Here is a 17,514-nt window from a genome sequence, read left to right as displayed (position 1 = left end):
GCGGTGACGAGTTAATTGTAAATAAACCGTCAGAGATAGAGTGCTGATGGTTTTATTAGTTATTACATGATGTTAGATTTGAACCTATACTTGATTTAACGGCATGCATTCAAAGCCGATAAATCAACTTGAATATAGAATTCATGACATTTGAAGGGAGAGTCAAATGGGAACAGTTTTTCGACGCAAAGCCTCGCAACGCACTCAGTTTTTCAGGTTTAATTTGAAGTCATGTGCAATCATGTTGCCGCTTATTGCTTTACAACCCTCCGTTACTTACGCTTCTGATACCCAATCAACTCCTGCTGTCACCGTTATTGAAACCACACAACTGGTTGGTTTTGGTGAAGCAAAATATCCAGCCGATTTTACTCACTTCGATTACGTTAATCCTGATGCGCCAAAGCAGGGCAAAGTGACCTATGGCAGCATAGGTACGTACGATAGCTTTAATCGATTCGGTTCCCGCGGCGTTGCTGCAAGTTATACCGGAGAGATTTACGATACCTTGATGTTTTCTCCGAGTGACGAGATTGATGCGTACTATCCATTGATTGCTTCAAAGGTTCGCTACGCCAGTGATTTCACGTGGATGGAAATCGACATCAACCCAAACGCTAAATTCCAAGATGGCGAGCCTATCACTGCGCATGATGTTGCCTTCACTTTTGACAAGTTCTCAACCGAGGGCGTGCCTCAGTATCGTGTGTATTACAAAGAAATTAAGTCAGTAAAAGCGGTCTCTGATTTGGTTGTTCGTATTGAAATGAACAGTCCAAACCGCGAAAAACTGTTCAGTTTTGCGCAAAGCACTCGTGTATTACCGAAACATTTTTGGAAAGACAGAAAGCTGTCTGAGCCTCTAAGTGAGCCACCAGTCGGTAGTGGTCCTTATAAGATCATCAGCTACAAATCGGGCCAAAGTGTTACCTATGGTTTAGATGAAAACTATTGGGCAGCAGACCTACCCGTTAACGTTGGTCGTAATAACTTCAAGCAGGTGCAATACGATTACTATCGTGATGACACCGTAATGCTAGAAGCCTTTAAAGCTGGGGAGTTCGATCTTCGAACCGAGAACTCGGCTAAGTTCTGGGCCAACTCCTACACAGGCGCGAACTTCGATAAAGGCTACATCATTAAAGAAGAGATCAACCACGAGAAGCCTGAAACAACACAAGGTTTCGTCTTCAACATTCAATCTCCAGTGTTCTCTGATCCTAAAGTTCGTGAAGCGTTAACCTACGCGATGGACTTTGAGTGGATGAACAAGAACATGTTCTACGGTCAGTACAAACGTACTCGTAGCTACTTCCAAAATACCGACTACGAAGCGAAAGGCTTACCAAGCGAAGCTGAAGTTGAGCTGTTGTCTCAATACAAAGATCAGATTCCACCGCGAGTTTTCACCGAAGAATTCCAACCACCCGTCACCGATGGTAGCGGTCGTATTCGTAGCCAGATGCGCACGGCTTTCAAACTATTGAAAGAGGCGGGTTGGGTGCTGAAAGACAAAGTAATGACCAACGAAAAGACGGGCAAACCGATGTCATTTGAGTTGCTGATTTACAGCCCAACCACGGAACGTATCGCAACGCCGGTTCAAAAGAACCTTAAGCGCATGGGTATCGAGATGAAGATTCGTACCATCGATACCACTCAGTACATCAAGCGCTTACGTGATCGTGATTTCGACATGGTTTCGTCGTCATTTTCCGCAAACCCTTATCCTAGCCCGAACTTAATGATCGTTTGGAACTCTAACTACATTGATTCTACTTACAATACTGCAGGTGTTATCGATCCAGTTGTTGACGCGTTAACAGAAGAAATTGCGCGTAACCAACAGCATCCTGAAAAGCTTCTTACTCTAGGTCGTTCACTGGACCGAGTATTGCAGTGGAATTTCTACAATATCCCGCAATGGCACGTTGGCGAATATCGCGTAGCAATGTGGGACAAGTTTGAGCGTCCAGATGTATTGCCTAAATACGATTTAGGTATCGATACATGGTGGATTTCAGAAGAGAAGGCAGCTCTGCTTCCTGAAAAACGTCGCTAGGAGTTAGTTAGCATGGCCGCGTATATATTTCGGCGTTTATTGTTGGTGATCCCCACGCTGTGGGCGATCATCACCATCAACTTTTTCATCATCCAGATTGCCCCTGGAGGTCCGGTAGAACAAGCCGTTGCTCAATTAGAAGGGCATAACTCTGGCATCATGGAGCGCTTTTCTGGTGGTGGACAAGAAGTTGATTTAAGCGAAAGTGACCAAGCGTCTGCCAGTGGCTATAAAGGCTCTCGTGGGCTTGATCCTGAAGTGGTTGAAGAGATCAAAAAGCAGTTTGGTTTTGATAAGCCGATTCATGTTCGCTACTTTGATATGTTGAAGAATTACGCGACCTTTAACTTCGGTGAAAGCTTGTTTAAGGGCGGCAACGTTATTGATTTGATCATCGAGCGGCTGCCCGTCTCCATTTCCTTAGGGCTCTGGAGTACGTTAATTATCTATGTGATTTCGATACCCTTAGGCATCATGAAGGCGATACATCACGGTTCTCGCTTCGATATTTGGTCGAGCGCGGTCGTGATTGTCGGCTATGCCGTTCCGGGCTTCTTGTTTGCGATTATCCTGATTATTTTGTTCGCGAGTGGTAACTACTTCAGTTGGTTCCCATTGCGAGGTTTGGTGTCGAGTAACTTTGATCAGCTTAATTGGTATCAGCAAATTGGCGACTACTTCTGGCACTTAGCTTTGCCTATTTTTGCTATGGTCATCGGTGGCTTTGCAACACTCAGCATGCTGACCAAAAACTCCTTCCTTGATGAAATCAATAAGCAATATGTGGTGACGGCGCGAGCGAAAGGCTTGGACGAGAGCAGTATTCTCTACAAGCACGTTTTCCGTAATGCGATGTTGATTATTATTGCGGGTTTCCCAAGCGCATTTATTAGTATTTTCTTCACGGGTTCTATGTTGATTGAAGTGATGTTTTCACTCGAAGGCATTGGTCTGCTTGGTTTTGAATCAACCATTCAACGTGACTATCCCGTGGTGTTCAGCTCTCTCTATATCATGACCTTGCTTGGCTTGGTGCTGAGCATTATCTCCGACCTGACGTATACCTGGGTTGATCCTCGAATTGATTTTGAAGCGCGTTAATGGCGAACGAATAACAAGGTATTGATAATAAATGTTTAACAACCCTTTAGCTGAAGCTCGTTGGTTACGTTTTAAAGCAAACAAGCGTGGTTTTATCTCCCTTTGGATATTTACCATCTTGTTTGGACTGAGTCTGTTCGCTGAGATCATTGCCAACGATAAGCCTTTATTGGTTTCTTATGATAATCAGTGGTTTGTACCTGTCATTAATGAGTATGCCGAGACTGAATTTGGCGGCGAGTTTGAAACCGAAGCGGATTACAAAGACCCGTATGTTATCGAACTCATTGAAGACAGCGGTTACATCGTGTGGCCAATCATTCCGTTTAGTTACGACACGATAAACTTCGATATTTCAGGCGCGGTGCCATCGGAACCTGATTCAGTGAACTGGTTAGGGACCGATGATAAAGGGCGAGATGTATTGGCGCGTATCATTTATGGGTTCCGTATTTCGGTTCTATTCGGTTTTATTCTGACGATTGTATCGAGTGTGGTAGGTGTCGTCGTTGGGGCAACCCAAGGCTACTACGGTGGCTGGGTTGATCTATTCGGACAACGCTTCATTGAAGTGTGGTCTGGTATGCCGACCCTGTTCTTACTGATCATTCTGTCGAGCTTCATTGAGCCTAATTTCTGGTGGTTGTTAGGGATTATGGTGCTGTTCAGTTGGATGAGTTTGGTGGGTATCGTGCGTGCGGAATTCTTACGCTGTCGAAACTTTGACTACGTAAGAGCCGCCCAAGCCATGGGTGTTGATGACAAACGCATTATGCTTCGCCATATGCTACCCAACGCGATGGTTGCTTCGTTAACCATGATGCCGTTCATTCTTTCTGGGTCGGTCACCACATTAACGTCGTTAGATTTCTTGGGCTTTGGTCTTCCTGCGGGCTCACCTTCATTAGGTGAGCTATTGGCGCAAGGTAAAGCTAACTTACAAGCGCCTTGGCTCGGTATCTCTGCTTTCGTCGTGCTTTCACTGATGCTTACGTTACTTGTCTTCGTTGGTGAAGCGGTACGTGATGCCTTCGACCCGCATCAACAGAAGTAAGGATAGGTTATGACTTCAAATACAACGCCTGCTTCTCCGGTTTTGACCATAGATAAACTATCTGTCGGTTTCGGGCGAAAAAACTCGATAGAACAAGTGACACAAGATGTCTCTCTAGAAATATACAAAGGTGAAACGCTCGCGCTGGTGGGTGAGAGTGGTTCCGGTAAATCGGTCACGGCTAACTCTATTTTAAAGCTGTTACCAAAAGGCTCATCTCATTACTTAAACGGTAAGATCAATTTCTCTGGCACCGATATTCTGAGTTGTTCTGAAAGACAGCTGCGTGGGATTCGTGGTGGCCGTATCGGTATGATCTTCCAAGAGCCTATGGTTTCGCTTAATCCGCTTCATCGAGTCGGTAAGCAGCTGGTTGAAACTCTTTCTATTCACCGAGGTATGCGAACCAATAAAGCGCAAGCCTTGGCGATAGAATGGTTATCCAAGGTGGGCATTCGCTACCCAGAGCAAAAGATTTCAGCTTACCCACATGAGTTGTCTGGTGGAGAGCGTCAGCGTGTAATGATTGCAATGGCTCTAATTAACGAGCCAGAGCTGCTTATTGCTGATGAACCCACAACAGCTTTGGATGTTTCGGTACAAGCACAGATTTTGGATTTGTTGAAAGACCTGCAACAAGAGCTCGGTATGGCGATGCTTTTCATCACCCATGATTTGAGTATCGTTCGTAAAATTGCCGACAGAGTCGCGGTAATGAAAGACGGTCGTCTTGTGGAAAGCAACGACTGCAAAACTCTGTTTAACGCGCCCGCTCACCCTTACACTCAAAAGCTCATCAATTCCGATCCAAAAGGTTTGCCTGTTCCTGTATCACCAGAAAGCAAACCTTTGCTCAATGTTGACCAACTGCGTGTTTGGTTCCCGATTACTGGTGGCTTATTCAAGCGTACTATTTCGCATGTTAAAGCCGTCACGGATATGGAGTTCACCTTGAAGAAAGGGCACTCCATCGGCCTAGTCGGTGAGAGTGGTTCGGGTAAATCAACAACCGGTATGGCGATTTTCAAGCTGGTGGAGAGTGAAGGTTCGATTACTTATTCGAGCGAACAGCTTCAAGGATTAAACCGCCAACAGATGCTGCCGTTTCGTAGCCGTATGCAAGTGGTCTTTCAAGACCCATTCTCGGCATTGAACCCAAGAATGTCGGTCGCGCAAGTGATTGGCGAAGGTTTGTTGGTTCATCAGCAATTGGATGATACTGAACTAGACCAACGCATCTGTGACGTTATGAAAGAGGTCGATCTAGACCCTGAAACTCGCCACCGTTACCCCAACGAATTTTCTGGCGGACAAAGGCAGCGTATTGCTATTGCACGTGCTCTGATTCTTAAGCCAGAGTTTATCTTGCTCGATGAACCGACATCGTCATTAGATAGAACCGTTCAAGCTCAAGTACTGGATTTGCTGAAGTCACTCCAAGAAAAGTATGGCTTAACCTATTTGTTTATCAGCCATGATTTGAATGTAGTGAAATCCTTATGTCACTACACCATTGTGATGAAAGCAGGCGAGGTGGTTGAGAAAGGGGATACAGAGATACTGTTTAGTGACCCCAAGCATGAATATACGCAGCAGTTAGTTTCGCTATCTAACATAAACTAACTTTATTCATGTTTGTACAATACGTAATAAAAAAGAACGATACTTAGCGTATCGTTCTTTTTTAGTTTTAATTACTGGTAAAGGCTAAGCCATTGCATCGAAATATCTAAATTTAACGCATTAGTACATTACGAGTGAATTGCTTCTTCAGATAAGCACTGTACTCAGAGTTAAACGGTTCGGTTGAGTTGTTGCGCATATCTTGTGAGATCAGCGCCTTAGAAGAGTCTGCATCTGGGTGTTGTGGCGCAGTGCCAAACTCCGCGTTCAATGCTGTTTGTGTGTCTGCTGACGTCAACCAATTGATAAAGACGAGTGATGCGGCTTGATGCTGGCTGTTTTTCGCTACAGTGACAAAGTTACCACCGCCAGACATGCCAAATTCAGGGATATAGAACTTAATGCGATCTGTGATTGCGCCTCGTTTTTGTAAACCAGCTAAGTGGTCTTCCCATGCCGGTGCTAATGTAATTTCGCCGTCATTAATACGAGTTAGGCTATCTGCGTTGGATGCTGTGATAAGCATGTCTTCTTCGTTAGCTTCAAACCAATCCCAAGTTTGAGCCCAAGATTTCACGACTTTTTTATCTAGTTTGTTCGTCATGTCAAAATCACCCGATACGTGACGGATGCTGGATTCGATAAAGCGCTGACCTGCACCACCACCGTTTGGATCGTTGACACCAAATGCCATTGGGTTGCTTTTGATGTAGCTTTCCATCTCTTCAAAGGTCTGTGGTAAATCAGACTCTTTGATACGGCTAGGATCGTAAGCTAGACCGGTTTGGTTACCCCAGAACGTGACGCCATAGCCTTTAGAGTTAATCCCTTCTGCCGACTGGTTCAGCTTTTGAATTTCTGGAAGCTTATTTAAGCTTAACAGCGTGTTTTCTAGTTTGAATGTGTTCAACGCTGTTGGGCCAAGTGCTACGACATCCATTGAGCCTTTATCACGACGGCTTTCAGCTTGAAGCTTGTTACGGTTACCATCGTGAGTACCTTCTGGGATACGAACTTTAATGCCAGTCTCTTCTTCAAAGCTTTTGACGAACTTTCTCCAACCTGGTTGTAGGTACCATACAGAGAAAGTCACCGAGCCTTCTTCTTTTGCCTTAGATTCAATTTCATCCCACGTCATTGTATTTACATCGTATGCAAAACTAGAAAATGCTGTGGTGCTAAGTAGTGCTGCTAGTAGAGTTTTTTTCATTGTATCCTCACGAAATTAAGCTTTACCCGTCGATTGAGACAAGTAATTTCCTTTCAATAAACGTTCAATTAGTAACATTAGTAGTACATTTGGAATGACTAGAATCAGTGATACAACGGCAGCATCAGGTCTGATAAATGAGTACCCCAAAAACGAATATAAGATTGTTGGAACGGTAATAAAGTCAGGGGCACCCAGTACGTAAGACATGTTGAACTCCTCAATACTGATTACCAAGCAGAAGATTGATGATGCAAGTAAGCTTGGTTTTAGCATCGGCAAGAATGCGTGTTTGAAAGTACCAATTTTACCAGCTCCCATGTCTGAACAGGCATCAATCAAATCTTGTGGAATGGCTTTAAAGCCTGCTGACAAAATACGAATTGCGTAAGGCAGAGCCAGTACTGTATGCGCAATGACAATGTTTACGTATGGATCAGTTAGACCTAGTTCAAGGAGCATGGCACTGAAAAAGACAGCCAAGATCATTGAAGGCATAACCATCGGCAGCAGTGACACCATTTCAGCAAGCTTTTTGCCACGAAACTCCATGCGACCAAAGGCATAGGCTGTCGGCATTGCTAAAGTGATGGTCAAAATAGCTACCGCTGGCGCAACCGAATAGCTGTTGCGTAGTGCTTCTGGTAGGGAAGTGTTTTCCCACACTTCAACCCAACGTCCAAAAGAGAGAACTTGTGGGAATAAGTCTGGGTAACTCCATGGGTGGTTTGGATCGACTAGGGACCAAATGATAGCCATAGCAAATGGCACACCCAGCCAAAGAAAATTCACTAGCACAAAGAAGCTAATTGAGATCAACATAACCCATTGGGTATTCGTTAAGTTGCGTAGGCGACTCATGATGCTTTCTCCATATCAACAACAACGCTTTTACGTGTAAGAAATGGTTGAGTTAGTAAAGTAAGAACGACAGCGGAGAAGCCTGCGAGAAGCATGATGACCATAGCGATCACTGCTGAGTTCTCCCATTCGTAATATTGGGTTGCGGTAATGTTCATTAACATAGCCAGTGAGTAGCTGCTGCGAGAACCTGCTACGGAAGCAAACGAGAAATCACCAAGTGCGCCAATGAAAATCAGAATAGATGCAGCCTGTAATGCTGGAATTGTTAACGGAAAAATCACCTGACAGAATCTTGCCCAGCGAGTCGCGCCGAGGTCTAGAGCAGCGTCCATTAGATCTCCACGAATGCTGGCAATTGAACCACTGATCAGGATTAGGGCAAACGGTAAGTTTTTCCAAACTTGTAGCACTACAATGCTCCAACCGAACTTATCGTTAGACATACGCATGGGCTTATCAATAATGCCTAATGCCAATAATGATTCGTTGAAAATACCGTGGTAAGCAATCACGTTCATTAATAAGAACGCAGCAACAAGCCCCGGGACAAACATAGGAGCACGGAGAACACCGATAATGGCAGGTTTACCCGGGATAGGTTTGTGTAACCAAAGTGCAATAGGGTAGGCCAGTATGACAGCGCCTAATGTACCGAGTACTGAAGTTCTTAGCGAGTAAGTTACTGAGCGCCATAAAATTGGGTCGCTTAGAGTCGCTTGCCAATATTCAAGAGTTGCATTGGTTTCGCCCATTACACTGAACATACCAAAGCTTTGCGCGACCACCACATAGAGCGCGCTTCCCATGAGTAAGGCAATGGTGCCAACTCCCGGAATCAGCAATAAGTAGGGTTTGAGATTCATGCGCTTACTCCCTCTAGGAAGCGAATTCCAAATTCAGGCAGTTTTACATGAATAGTTTCACCTTTTTGAGCAGAAACTCGACCATTCAGTTGTAAGCGAATTTTCTGAGGAATCTCGGTACCTACCCATCCAAACACATCTAGGTTATTACCTTGGAAAGCTGATGATTCGACTTTAACTTCAAAGCTATTGGCTTCATCCTTTTTACAAATTTCTGCATCTTCAGGGCGCCAGCAAACAAAAACTTCATTGGCTTGTGGTTTTTCTGATGATTCAACGACAAATTCACCCATGTTACAACTCACGCGGTATTGGTTGTCTTCCGAAGTTTGTTCTACATAGGCTTGGTGGATATTTGCAGCACCGATGAAGTCGGCAACAAAACGGTTAGCTGGACGATAGTAAATGTCTTCAGGTGTGCCAATCTGTTCTATGTTGCCGCCGTTAAGCACGACAATTCTGTCACTCATCGCTAGCGCTTCAGCTTGGTCATGTGTGACATAGATAGATGTTAGGTTGTGCTGGCGTTGCAGTTCTTTAATTTCGAAACGTACCCCCTCACGCATTTTTGCATCAAGGTTAGATAAAGGTTCATCAAATAGGATGATGTCAGGGCGAGTCACCATTGCACGAGCTAGAGCGACTCGCTGCTGTTGACCACCTGATAATTGTGCTGGCAATTTGTCTTTGTGTTCAATCAGACCAACCTGAGACAAAATCTCTGCTAAACGGCGTTTTTGTTCGTTCTTGTCGATCTTCTGCTGAACCATGCCGAAGCAGATATTGTGAGAAACACTTAAATGTGGAAACAACGCATAAGATTGAAAGCACATTGCTGTTTCACGTTTTTCTGGCGGGATCTGGTTCACAACACGGTCGTTCATCAGGATTTCTCCAGATGTAGGTGTTTGAAATCCGCCAATCATTTTCAGCAATGTTGTTTTACCGCAACCACTTGGTCCAAGTAGAGTGACAAACTCGCCTTGTTCTACAGAGAATGAGATCTCTTTTGATGCGTAAAAGTCACCATAAGTTTTCGTCACAGAACGAAGTTCCAAAATTGCCATGATTAACCTTTTTTTAAAAGTTTAAATTTCGAGTTAGATTATTTACAGTTTATTTCAGTTTTATTAACGATCGATATTTTTCGCACAGAAATCATTCTTCGATCACGGAAAGTTTAATAAGTCATTGTTTTCTAGCTGTTTTTATTTCTGGTTTTTGGTGTGTATTTCTAGGTTGACATAAAGCTGAATTGCTCTGTATTCTGTATTAAACTTTTTGGGGTAGTTTAATTGGTGGCGATTTATGTTTACTTTTGATGTGGCGAAAAAAGGGCAGATTCTTGTAAATAGTCACAGAGGTGACTGTATTCGCTGCCCAGAAAATACTATGCCTGCTTTTATAAGTGCTGTAGAGCGTAGTACCAGCTGTATAGAAATTGATATTGCTATGACTGCGGATGAAGAGTTGGTCGTTATTCATGATCCAAGTGTCGACCGTACGTCTAATGGAAGTGGATATGTCGAGCAAATGACGTTATCTGAGCTAGAAGCGTTGGATTTCGGTAGCTGGTTTCACCCGTCATTTGAAAACACGTCAATCTCCACATTTAGTGAAGTGCTTGAATGGGCGGTTAAACATCAACTTGGGTTGATTGTTGAGGCAAAACAGAGGCGTAACCATTACCGATTTGCTGAGCAGTTTACTGCTTTGATAGAACAAACACCCAATGCTCTTGCGCATATCCAATTGCTAGGCTTTGACCATACCTTAGTTAACCTTGTGAAACAGCGTTTGCCAAATATTCAATTACAAGTTGTAACGCTTGCGCACTACCAAAACCAGTTAAATGCAGTGCTTGAATCGAATGCTTCTGCAGTTTGTGTTGAATACCCATATACGACTCAAGCGGTGTTGGAAGAGTACAAAAAATCGGGTTTGACCACGCGTTTGTATTTACCGAATAAAGATAAAAATATGAAACCGACACAATGGCTTAACCAATATTATGGCTACGATGCACATAGTGAAATTATTCAATGGTTGAGGTTTGGACTCGTTGATATGATTAGCCATGACGATATTGATATGTTGAAAGAGTTAGTACAAGAGTCCGGTATGGATGCGATTTAATCGCTTACATTTCCTAGAGTTAAAAAGTAAAACTAAAACCATTAGATAGAGAACCACCGAACATGTTGACGCCGATAAAACCATTACAACTAGAATTAACACCAGGACAGAAGAAATTACTGGCGGTTTGTCGACAGCATAGCTCGGTACCACGCGCAAAAATTGTTGAAAAAACAGGTTTGCGTAGTGGCTCTGTGACCAGTATTTCTAAAGAGTTACTGGCAATGAACATGATTAAAGAAGGACCAAGAGAAAAAGTCGGTCGTGGCCAACCCATCATTCCGTTGCAGTTGAACCCATACGCAGCATTTTCATTTGGTATCGCTTTCCATATTCACCGAATTGAAGTCGCTTTGGCAAACTTCTGCGGTGAAGTGATTGATACTGAAACCATCGATTACGCCGAAGATGCGCCAATTATAGATGTACTTAAGAACATTAAGGCTCAAATAGACGTATTGGTTGATAAACATAAAATCCAAAATGCACGCATCTTGGGGATTGGTGTTTCTATGCCTGGGCCTTCTGAAGGTGATGGTAAGTCGATTCGTACTATTATTCAGATGGGACATTGGCGAGGGGTCGATTTAGCAAGCATCTTTGGTGACGTATTTGAATGGCCAGTCTGGATCGATAATGACTGTAATGTTGCTGTTGTAGGTGAGTTTTATTCTGGTCAGTGGCCAGAAGTAAAAAACATGGTGCTGTTTGAGTTAGGTCATGGTGTGGGGGGCGGTGCGATCATCAACCGCAAACTTTACCGAGGCAGTCGGCATAATGCGGGTGAAATCGGCACATACTTCAACCTGCTTGGCGAAGAAAATAAGCCTACTATTCGTGGCTTATTGGATCAACTGGCGGCATCAGGACTGGAAGTGGATGGTCCTGAAGATATTCCGGGGTTAGATAACCCTGTGGTATCAAAATGGGTGCGTTTTGCCGCTGCTCAGCTTAAGCCTATGTTAGTTGTCACTTTAGGTTGGTTCGACCCAGATTGTATAGTAATTGGTGGTTCTTGCCCTCAACATATCAGCCAAGCCATTATTGATGAAGTCGCATTAGATAAGGTTTGGGAAGAAGCTGAACGCTCATATGCAATGGCTCAATTCTCTCCTTCAAAAATTGGATCGTCGCTAAATACCTATGGGGCATGCATGTTCCCAGTATTTCGCACGCTAGGTATTTAATAAAAACATCGGATAATTGTTATGAAATATGCACCAAGTGTGGGTGTTAAGTTCCATGAAGATGGAAGCGTAAGAACATTCCCTGGCAACACTTTTATTTGTCACCTTGATCAATCGTTGCCTTTGATTGACGAATTACGTTGGGCGCAAGACCAACTTAAGTCGATGAATTGTGGTGATAAATTTTCTTTCTTGCCGATTTCAAGTATGCACATGACGGTATTTGAAGGGGTTTGCGATCAAATTCGTGAAGCGCATAAGTGGACATCGAAACTAGACCTAGCCGCAGATCTTTCGGAAACAACCGACTTGTTCGCGACTGAAGCAAGCCAAGTAGGTGCACAAGGCGGTTTTGAAATGATGTATGACTACGTTTACAACTGCCCGATTGGCGGTACTGCGATTCGTATTAAACCGGCTAACGATCAGTCTACTCAAGCTCTGAAGCAGTGTCGTGAAGCGCTAAAAGCCGCCACAGGTATTAACGTACCTGATTTCGATGACTATCACTTTCATATTACCTTGAGCTACCGCGTGATAGAATTGGAAGAGCAAGATAAGATTGAACTACAGCAGACAGCGAAGCGCGTTGGTGAGCGTCTAGCTCAATCGTTTGGCTTTTTGACGCATGGCCCTGTGGAGTTTTGTACCTTCCAAGATATGTTTAAATTTACTCCTGTTATCAGTCTATCTTAGCTTTAGGTTTATATGATCCCTAAGATCATTATCTGATTTGAGCTCATGCGCCGTTAATACTGCACATGAGCTTTTTTGTTTTTGAGTGTAATTGGTGGGCTGAAAGCACTTACAATATAAGACTGTATACATTAATCGGGCATGGTCATTTACTTGTTTTAAGATTACACTGCGCCCAATATTTCAGAAGTACATATTTAGGTAGAGGTCACCATGGACCAAGAACATTACGAAGACGCTGACTACGAAGGCCAAGAGCTTGGAGAAGAAGGCGAAGAGATTGAGATTGAAGCAATTGGTATCGATGTTTCATCACAGCCAATCGAGCTCTACAAAGTGTTTAAAATTGCTAACTTAGTGAGTGGTGGCGGTGAAGCTAAACACATCATCTCTGAAGGCTACGTAGCGGTAAATGGTGAATTAGAAACTCGTAAACGTCGTAAAATGTACGATGGTGATTTCTTTGAATTCAACCAAGAGTACTATGTAGTGGTGTGTGATCAGCCAGTACAAGAAGAATCAGAAAAGCCGAAAAAGAAAGACGCGCCTAAAAAAGATAATAAGGCGAAGAAAGGTCAGTCTAAAAAGGATTCTAAGAAGAAAGAATCTAAGAAAAGCAAAGCAGAAATGCTAAGCGCAACGGCTGAACCAAAGAAAGAGAAAAAAGAGAAGAAGAAAGAAAACAAACCGAAAAAGAAAGCGGATACGCCTAAGCCACAACGTGATGACAAAAGCGGCCGTAACTCGATTGAATTCTTCTAAGTTATAGTTCTAAACTACTGCTCTAAGACTATTCTTTTAGAACTATTCATTTGAAAACCAAGCAACGTTAAACCTCGGCTTTGCGTTAAGCAGATATCAAAAGGCTCACTATCTAGTGAGCCTTTTTTGTTGGAGCTAGTTTAATTTGAGGATAACTCTAGCTGGTTTGTTCTACTTCATTTGACGTCTTAGATCGCTTGAATGAGTAAATCATATAACCGATGACACTTGCCGCAACAATGACAGAGCAGATACGGATAAAGTTAATCAAAATCGGTGCGTTCTCAATGAACTCGTTAATCCCCCACAGTAGAACGAGCGAGAATACAAACATCACGAGTAGTCCCCAACAAGGTGCATCGACTTTACCCGGAACAACATACCAACCGTCTTCTTTGATCGGTTTGTTCAAACGCGCGTACTCTGCTTGTTGACCTTTGATTGTGTAGAGGTGCATTTTTGTCTGTTTTCCGGTTAGCAGTAAGCTTGCTGCGTACGCGACAATAGCATTAACTAAGACGCCGATAACACAGTACCAAGGCCAAGCAATATCAGTCGCTACCGCTACATACCAAATCGCCACGAAGCCTGCAGCGACACCAATTAATAGTCCCTTTTCTGTAATATGTTTAGAGTAGAAGCCAAGAACGAACATACAGAAGTTTGCACCCACAAAATATGAACCCGCTTTACTTAATATTTCTAAAACTGAGCCGGTGCTGGTCGCAAACATGAAGGCTGGAATGATAATACATAACGCCCACATAACCGTGAAGAAACGCGATGCTTTGAGGTAATGTTCCTCTGACTCATTTTTCTTATAAAAGCGTTTATAGAAGTCAGTCACAGAGACGGTAGCCATAGAGTTAAAGGCGGAATCTAGGCTTGACATACTTGCTGCAAGAATAGCCGCAGCGATAATCCCCATCAGCCCTGGCATACCATATTCGCTAGCATAGTGCAGGATAATGGTGTTGCCATTTTCAAACTCTTTACCATCGTAATAAGCGTTGAATAACACGCCTAATAGAATGAATACGAAGTAGATGAAGAAAGCAACATAACCCATCATTAGCATCGCTTTTTTCGCATCACCCATACTTTTAGCCGCCATACAGCGTTGAACCATCATTTGGTTACCGCCATACACAGTAGTGTGGAACATCGTCATTGCGATAACGCCAGCCCATACGGTGGTAACTTGGCTTAAATCTAAATTAGTTTGTAATGCATTCGTCATGCCTTGTGACTTTAGATCTTGCATCACTTCGGTCATTGGTTGTGGCATGCCATTCCAAACGGCTTCGATAATGATGAATGCCCCAAGAAACAAAATGACCGCTTGAATGACATCTGTCCAAATAACGGCGGCAATTCCCCCCATTACGGTATAGATCAGCGCGATAACAGTGACAATGACGATGCAGTAAGTAACATCGATACCGGTAATGAACTCGAGGATTAATGAGGTCGCATACAAGACCGCTGCTGAGCTTATCGCCTGTTTAATTAAGAAAATCAAAGACAGAGTGATACGCGAGGCTTTACCAAAGCGTCGTTCTTGATATTCATAAATTGAAGTGAGGCCGTTGTTGTAGAAAAACGGCATAAACACAGCAACGATAAAGAAAATCACCAAAGGGTAGTTTAGGTGGATAGCGATCACCGACAAGCCTTCTTTATAAGACCAAGCCGGCCCACCCAAGAAAGACATTGCACTAACATAGGTACACACAACGGAAATACCGATGGCCCACCATGGAATATTTCTATCGCCTAATGCAAATTGGTTAGCGGAAGTAACACGTCTACCAACTAGTGCACCCATAACTAAAGTAAGGACGATATAAGTACCGAGAATTGTCCAGTTTAAAGCTCCAAACTCATACATGCTCACGTCCTTTTAATTGTTCTTCCATTTGCTCAAACAGATCGTAACCAAGCTGTTTCAATATGTGTGCTATATCGATAGCGACCCAGTTTTCTTTGAGTAATTCGCCTTCTCGTCGCCAGATATCCATAACGCGAAGCTCGATGTGCTTGCCTGTAGGTGCTAATCCTAACCAGCCACTGGTGCCAGTATGCGTACCGTGCATGTGTGGCCAACCACCTGTGGATACGTAGTCATTTTTGGACAAAATATTGAGCTCTATATCGACACTTCGATCAGGGAAGGCAAATACAAACGGTCCTTGATGGTGGTCTCGGAAACCTTGGATACCACGTGTCGTACCGATCGCAGCAGGTCCGTACCACATAAAGTCGTCATGCCAGTAGTTTTCTAGATCCATTGAATCAAGACGCTTGCCGTCAAATCGACCCAAGCAAGCCAGCATGTCTAGTACTAGCTTTTGGCTTTTCTCACTCTCTTCCGCTGCGATGCTACCTGTCTGTATTCCGTCTTGAGTTGCTGGGGTAGGGATTAATCCAGTATGACCTAGGCTTTTGCGTAACGGATTAACGCCAGCTTGGCTCATTGCATCAATAAAATCAGGGATTAGATAGGATTCAATAATTTGACCATCTTGGGTGCAAACCATTTCGGTGTAGCGCAAGTAGAGCGTTTTTCCTGTTGCTGGAATACCAAATAACGGTTGTGCAAATGTGCCGACAAAATAACCCGTAGAGTTTACCCAAGTGCGGCCTTCGTATTCACCTTGCATAATGATTGAAGGGCGTCGTTCAACATCAGGTAGCGAGTTTATTAGCGGTAATAGAAACGCTTGCTCAGTCTCATCGACACCAGAGACGTCGTTAATCGGATGAGCGACACACCATTTAACGTCAGCATTTAGCATCTCGTGGGCGACTTGAGTCCGTTCTGAAGAGTGAGCGTTAAAATAGGTTTTGTAGAAATTTTCTATCAAGCTGTTCAACATAATACTTCCTTATATGGTTAACCGATTTGGATTAAAATCTGTTTCCAGACAGCACTTTCATCAAGTAGAGTAAACTCTCTGCGTAGACCCCAAGGCCCAAACTCTGCATGGCTGATTCCCATGATGTAGACGTCTTTTCCTGTAGGCTTTCCAAACATGCCGTAACCTTCATGCTTGCCTTGTAGCGACCAACGAATAGCAGCACGTGGGGACATCATTTCGTCATTGCGACCAATACGGTGGTGAATTTTGAACTCAGCGTTCGGAAAGGAAGAGCGTAGTGACATCCAAAACTGGTCTATCTCATTATGAGAGAGCGCAGTTTGACCACCCGTGTATTCACCGATACAAGCTCGGTCATATTCCTTTGGTATTACTGAGAACTCAGCACTCATTGCACGTCGCAGTATGTCTTCATAGCGCTGACCGTATTCATTGTCGTTACCCACGCCAAGGTAAGGGCCTTGTATGTCGACTTGGGGAGTGAAAGGGTATGGGCATTGTTCAACGCCACCCTCTATTTCGATTTGTTGACGAGCGTACTCTTTTGACGTCATACCTAGTTGGTTTGAGATTGCAGCAATGTCTCGGATCATCCACTCGTCATTGATTTGGTTATTGATGGCATGGCAGTCTGCGATAATTCGAAACTTAAGTGTTTTGTTCGTAGCTTTACCAAATACACCATCATTAGTGTGAGTGGCTGTTGAAATGATTCGATGTGATGAAAGCATGCCTTGCTCAGGAGTCCCTGACCAAATAACGTCTTCACCTAATAAGGTTCGGTTCGGGAACTCAGCTAGCGTGCCCATGGTCGCGCTGATGACTTTTTCGTTTCCCTTTGTGATGGAGAGTGGTGTACGGACGATAATGTCAGGTGAGTAATAGTTATGTAGAGTACTCAGACCTCGATCTTCCCAAATTTCTTTAGTGATACCTAATATGTAGTCTGGAAAATCTTGCCATTTAGAATCAAAGCCAACCATAGCCATTAATCATCTCCTGATGCGTCATAAAATTAGTTATTGGGTTATTTTTGGTTACGTATCCAATATTGCTTTTTGTTACTATTATGTC

Annotated in this window: 15 protein-coding genes; 8 read left to right on the top strand and 7 right to left on the bottom strand. The window is 43.6% G+C overall.

Annotated elements, in window-relative coordinates; translation table 11 throughout:
- Nucleotides 1-166: 166 nt before the first annotated feature.
- The 4 genes from OW495_RS03025 to yejF are packed head-to-tail and all read left to right on the top strand — an operon-like array spanning nucleotide 167 to nucleotide 5,840.
- Entirely contained in the window at nucleotides 167-2,062 is a 1,896-nt protein-coding gene (locus OW495_RS03025; RefSeq protein WP_050649352.1) for an extracellular solute-binding protein, read from the top strand.
- A 12-nt stretch (nucleotides 2,063-2,074) separates the two neighbouring features.
- A complete protein-coding gene (locus OW495_RS03020; protein WP_004730359.1) occupies nucleotides 2,075-3,163 on the top strand; it encodes a microcin C ABC transporter permease YejB in 1,089 nt (362 codons plus the stop codon).
- A gap of 31 nt (nucleotides 3,164-3,194) precedes the next feature.
- Entirely contained in the window at nucleotides 3,195-4,217 is a 1,023-nt protein-coding gene (locus OW495_RS03015) for an ABC transporter permease (RefSeq protein WP_004730360.1), read from the top strand.
- Between the two features lie 9 nt (nucleotides 4,218-4,226).
- Nucleotides 4,227-5,840 (top strand): microcin C ABC transporter ATP-binding protein YejF, encoded by a 1,614-nt coding sequence (yejF, locus tag OW495_RS03010; protein WP_289884913.1) that lies wholly within the window; start codon nucleotides 4,227-4,229, stop codon nucleotides 5,838-5,840.
- Nucleotides 5,841-5,952: 112 nt separating this feature from the next.
- Here the strand turns inward: yejF and OW495_RS03005 are convergent, their stop codons facing one another.
- From OW495_RS03005 to OW495_RS02990, 4 genes are read right to left on the bottom strand one after another with little or no spacing between them, the layout of a single operon-like run.
- The gene (locus OW495_RS03005) at nucleotides 5,953-7,050 is read right to left on the bottom strand and encodes an extracellular solute-binding protein (RefSeq protein ID WP_102282224.1); all 1,098 of its coding nucleotides are present in this window, start codon (nucleotides 7,048-7,050) and stop codon (nucleotides 5,953-5,955) included.
- A gap of 15 nt (nucleotides 7,051-7,065) precedes the next feature.
- On the bottom strand, nucleotides 7,066-7,911 hold the full coding sequence (locus OW495_RS03000; protein ID WP_172379163.1) for an ABC transporter permease: 846 nt from the start codon (nucleotides 7,909-7,911) through the stop codon (nucleotides 7,066-7,068).
- On the bottom strand, nucleotides 7,908-8,777 hold the full coding sequence (locus tag OW495_RS02995) for an ABC transporter permease (protein ID WP_172379162.1): 870 nt from the start codon (nucleotides 8,775-8,777) through the stop codon (nucleotides 7,908-7,910). The genes OW495_RS03000 and OW495_RS02995 overlap by 4 nt, the downstream gene beginning before the upstream one ends.
- Nucleotides 8,774-9,844 (bottom strand): ABC transporter ATP-binding protein, encoded by a 1,071-nt coding sequence (locus tag OW495_RS02990; protein ID WP_289884907.1) that lies wholly within the window; start codon nucleotides 9,842-9,844, stop codon nucleotides 8,774-8,776. The genes OW495_RS02995 and OW495_RS02990 overlap by 4 nt, the downstream gene beginning before the upstream one ends.
- Nucleotides 9,845-10,085: 241 nt before the next feature.
- Here OW495_RS02990 and OW495_RS02985 point away from each other — a divergent pair, with 241 nt between their 5' ends.
- The 4 genes from OW495_RS02985 to OW495_RS02970 all read left to right on the top strand — a co-directional run bounded on the left by OW495_RS02985 (nucleotide 10,086) and on the right by OW495_RS02970 (nucleotide 13,558).
- The gene (locus OW495_RS02985) at nucleotides 10,086-10,913 is read left to right on the top strand and encodes a glycerophosphodiester phosphodiesterase family protein (protein WP_248384070.1); all 828 of its coding nucleotides are present in this window, start codon (nucleotides 10,086-10,088) and stop codon (nucleotides 10,911-10,913) included.
- A gap of 62 nt (nucleotides 10,914-10,975) precedes the next feature.
- Nucleotides 10,976-12,100 (top strand): ROK family protein, encoded by a 1,125-nt coding sequence (locus tag OW495_RS02980; RefSeq protein ID WP_065112877.1) that lies wholly within the window; start codon nucleotides 10,976-10,978, stop codon nucleotides 12,098-12,100.
- 21 nt (nucleotides 12,101-12,121) lie between these two features.
- Nucleotides 12,122-12,796: a DUF1868 domain-containing protein gene (locus OW495_RS02975; RefSeq protein WP_289884897.1), complete on the top strand. Its 675-nt coding sequence runs from the start codon at nucleotides 12,122-12,124 to the stop codon at nucleotides 12,794-12,796.
- A gap of 213 nt (nucleotides 12,797-13,009) precedes the next feature.
- On the top strand, nucleotides 13,010-13,558 hold the full coding sequence (locus OW495_RS02970) for an RNA-binding S4 domain-containing protein (protein ID WP_286301303.1): 549 nt from the start codon (nucleotides 13,010-13,012) through the stop codon (nucleotides 13,556-13,558).
- A 157-nt stretch (nucleotides 13,559-13,715) separates the two neighbouring features.
- Here OW495_RS02970 and OW495_RS02965 read toward each other — a convergent pair whose 3' ends face one another.
- From OW495_RS02965 to OW495_RS02955, 3 genes are read right to left on the bottom strand one after another with little or no spacing between them, the layout of a single operon-like run.
- On the bottom strand, nucleotides 13,716-15,449 hold the full coding sequence (locus OW495_RS02965) for a sodium/solute symporter (protein ID WP_289884896.1): 1,734 nt from the start codon (nucleotides 15,447-15,449) through the stop codon (nucleotides 13,716-13,718).
- Complete coding sequence (locus OW495_RS02960; RefSeq protein ID WP_102311695.1) at nucleotides 15,442-16,437, bottom strand: ester cyclase; 996 nt, start codon at nucleotides 16,435-16,437, stop codon at nucleotides 15,442-15,444. The genes OW495_RS02965 and OW495_RS02960 overlap by 8 nt, the downstream gene beginning before the upstream one ends.
- Before the next feature lie 17 nt (nucleotides 16,438-16,454).
- Nucleotides 16,455-17,429: an ester cyclase gene (locus tag OW495_RS02955; RefSeq protein ID WP_104211148.1), complete on the bottom strand. Its 975-nt coding sequence runs from the start codon at nucleotides 17,427-17,429 to the stop codon at nucleotides 16,455-16,457.
- Nucleotides 17,430-17,514: the final 85 nt, after the last annotated feature.

Source organism: Vibrio sp. 14N.309.X.WAT.E.F5, from assembly GCF_030397615.1.
GTDB classification, from domain to species: domain Bacteria; phylum Pseudomonadota; class Gammaproteobacteria; order Enterobacterales; family Vibrionaceae; genus Vibrio; species Vibrio lentus.
Note: the sequence above shows the minus strand (reverse complement) of the source record. Positions and strands in the feature narration are given on the sequence as shown.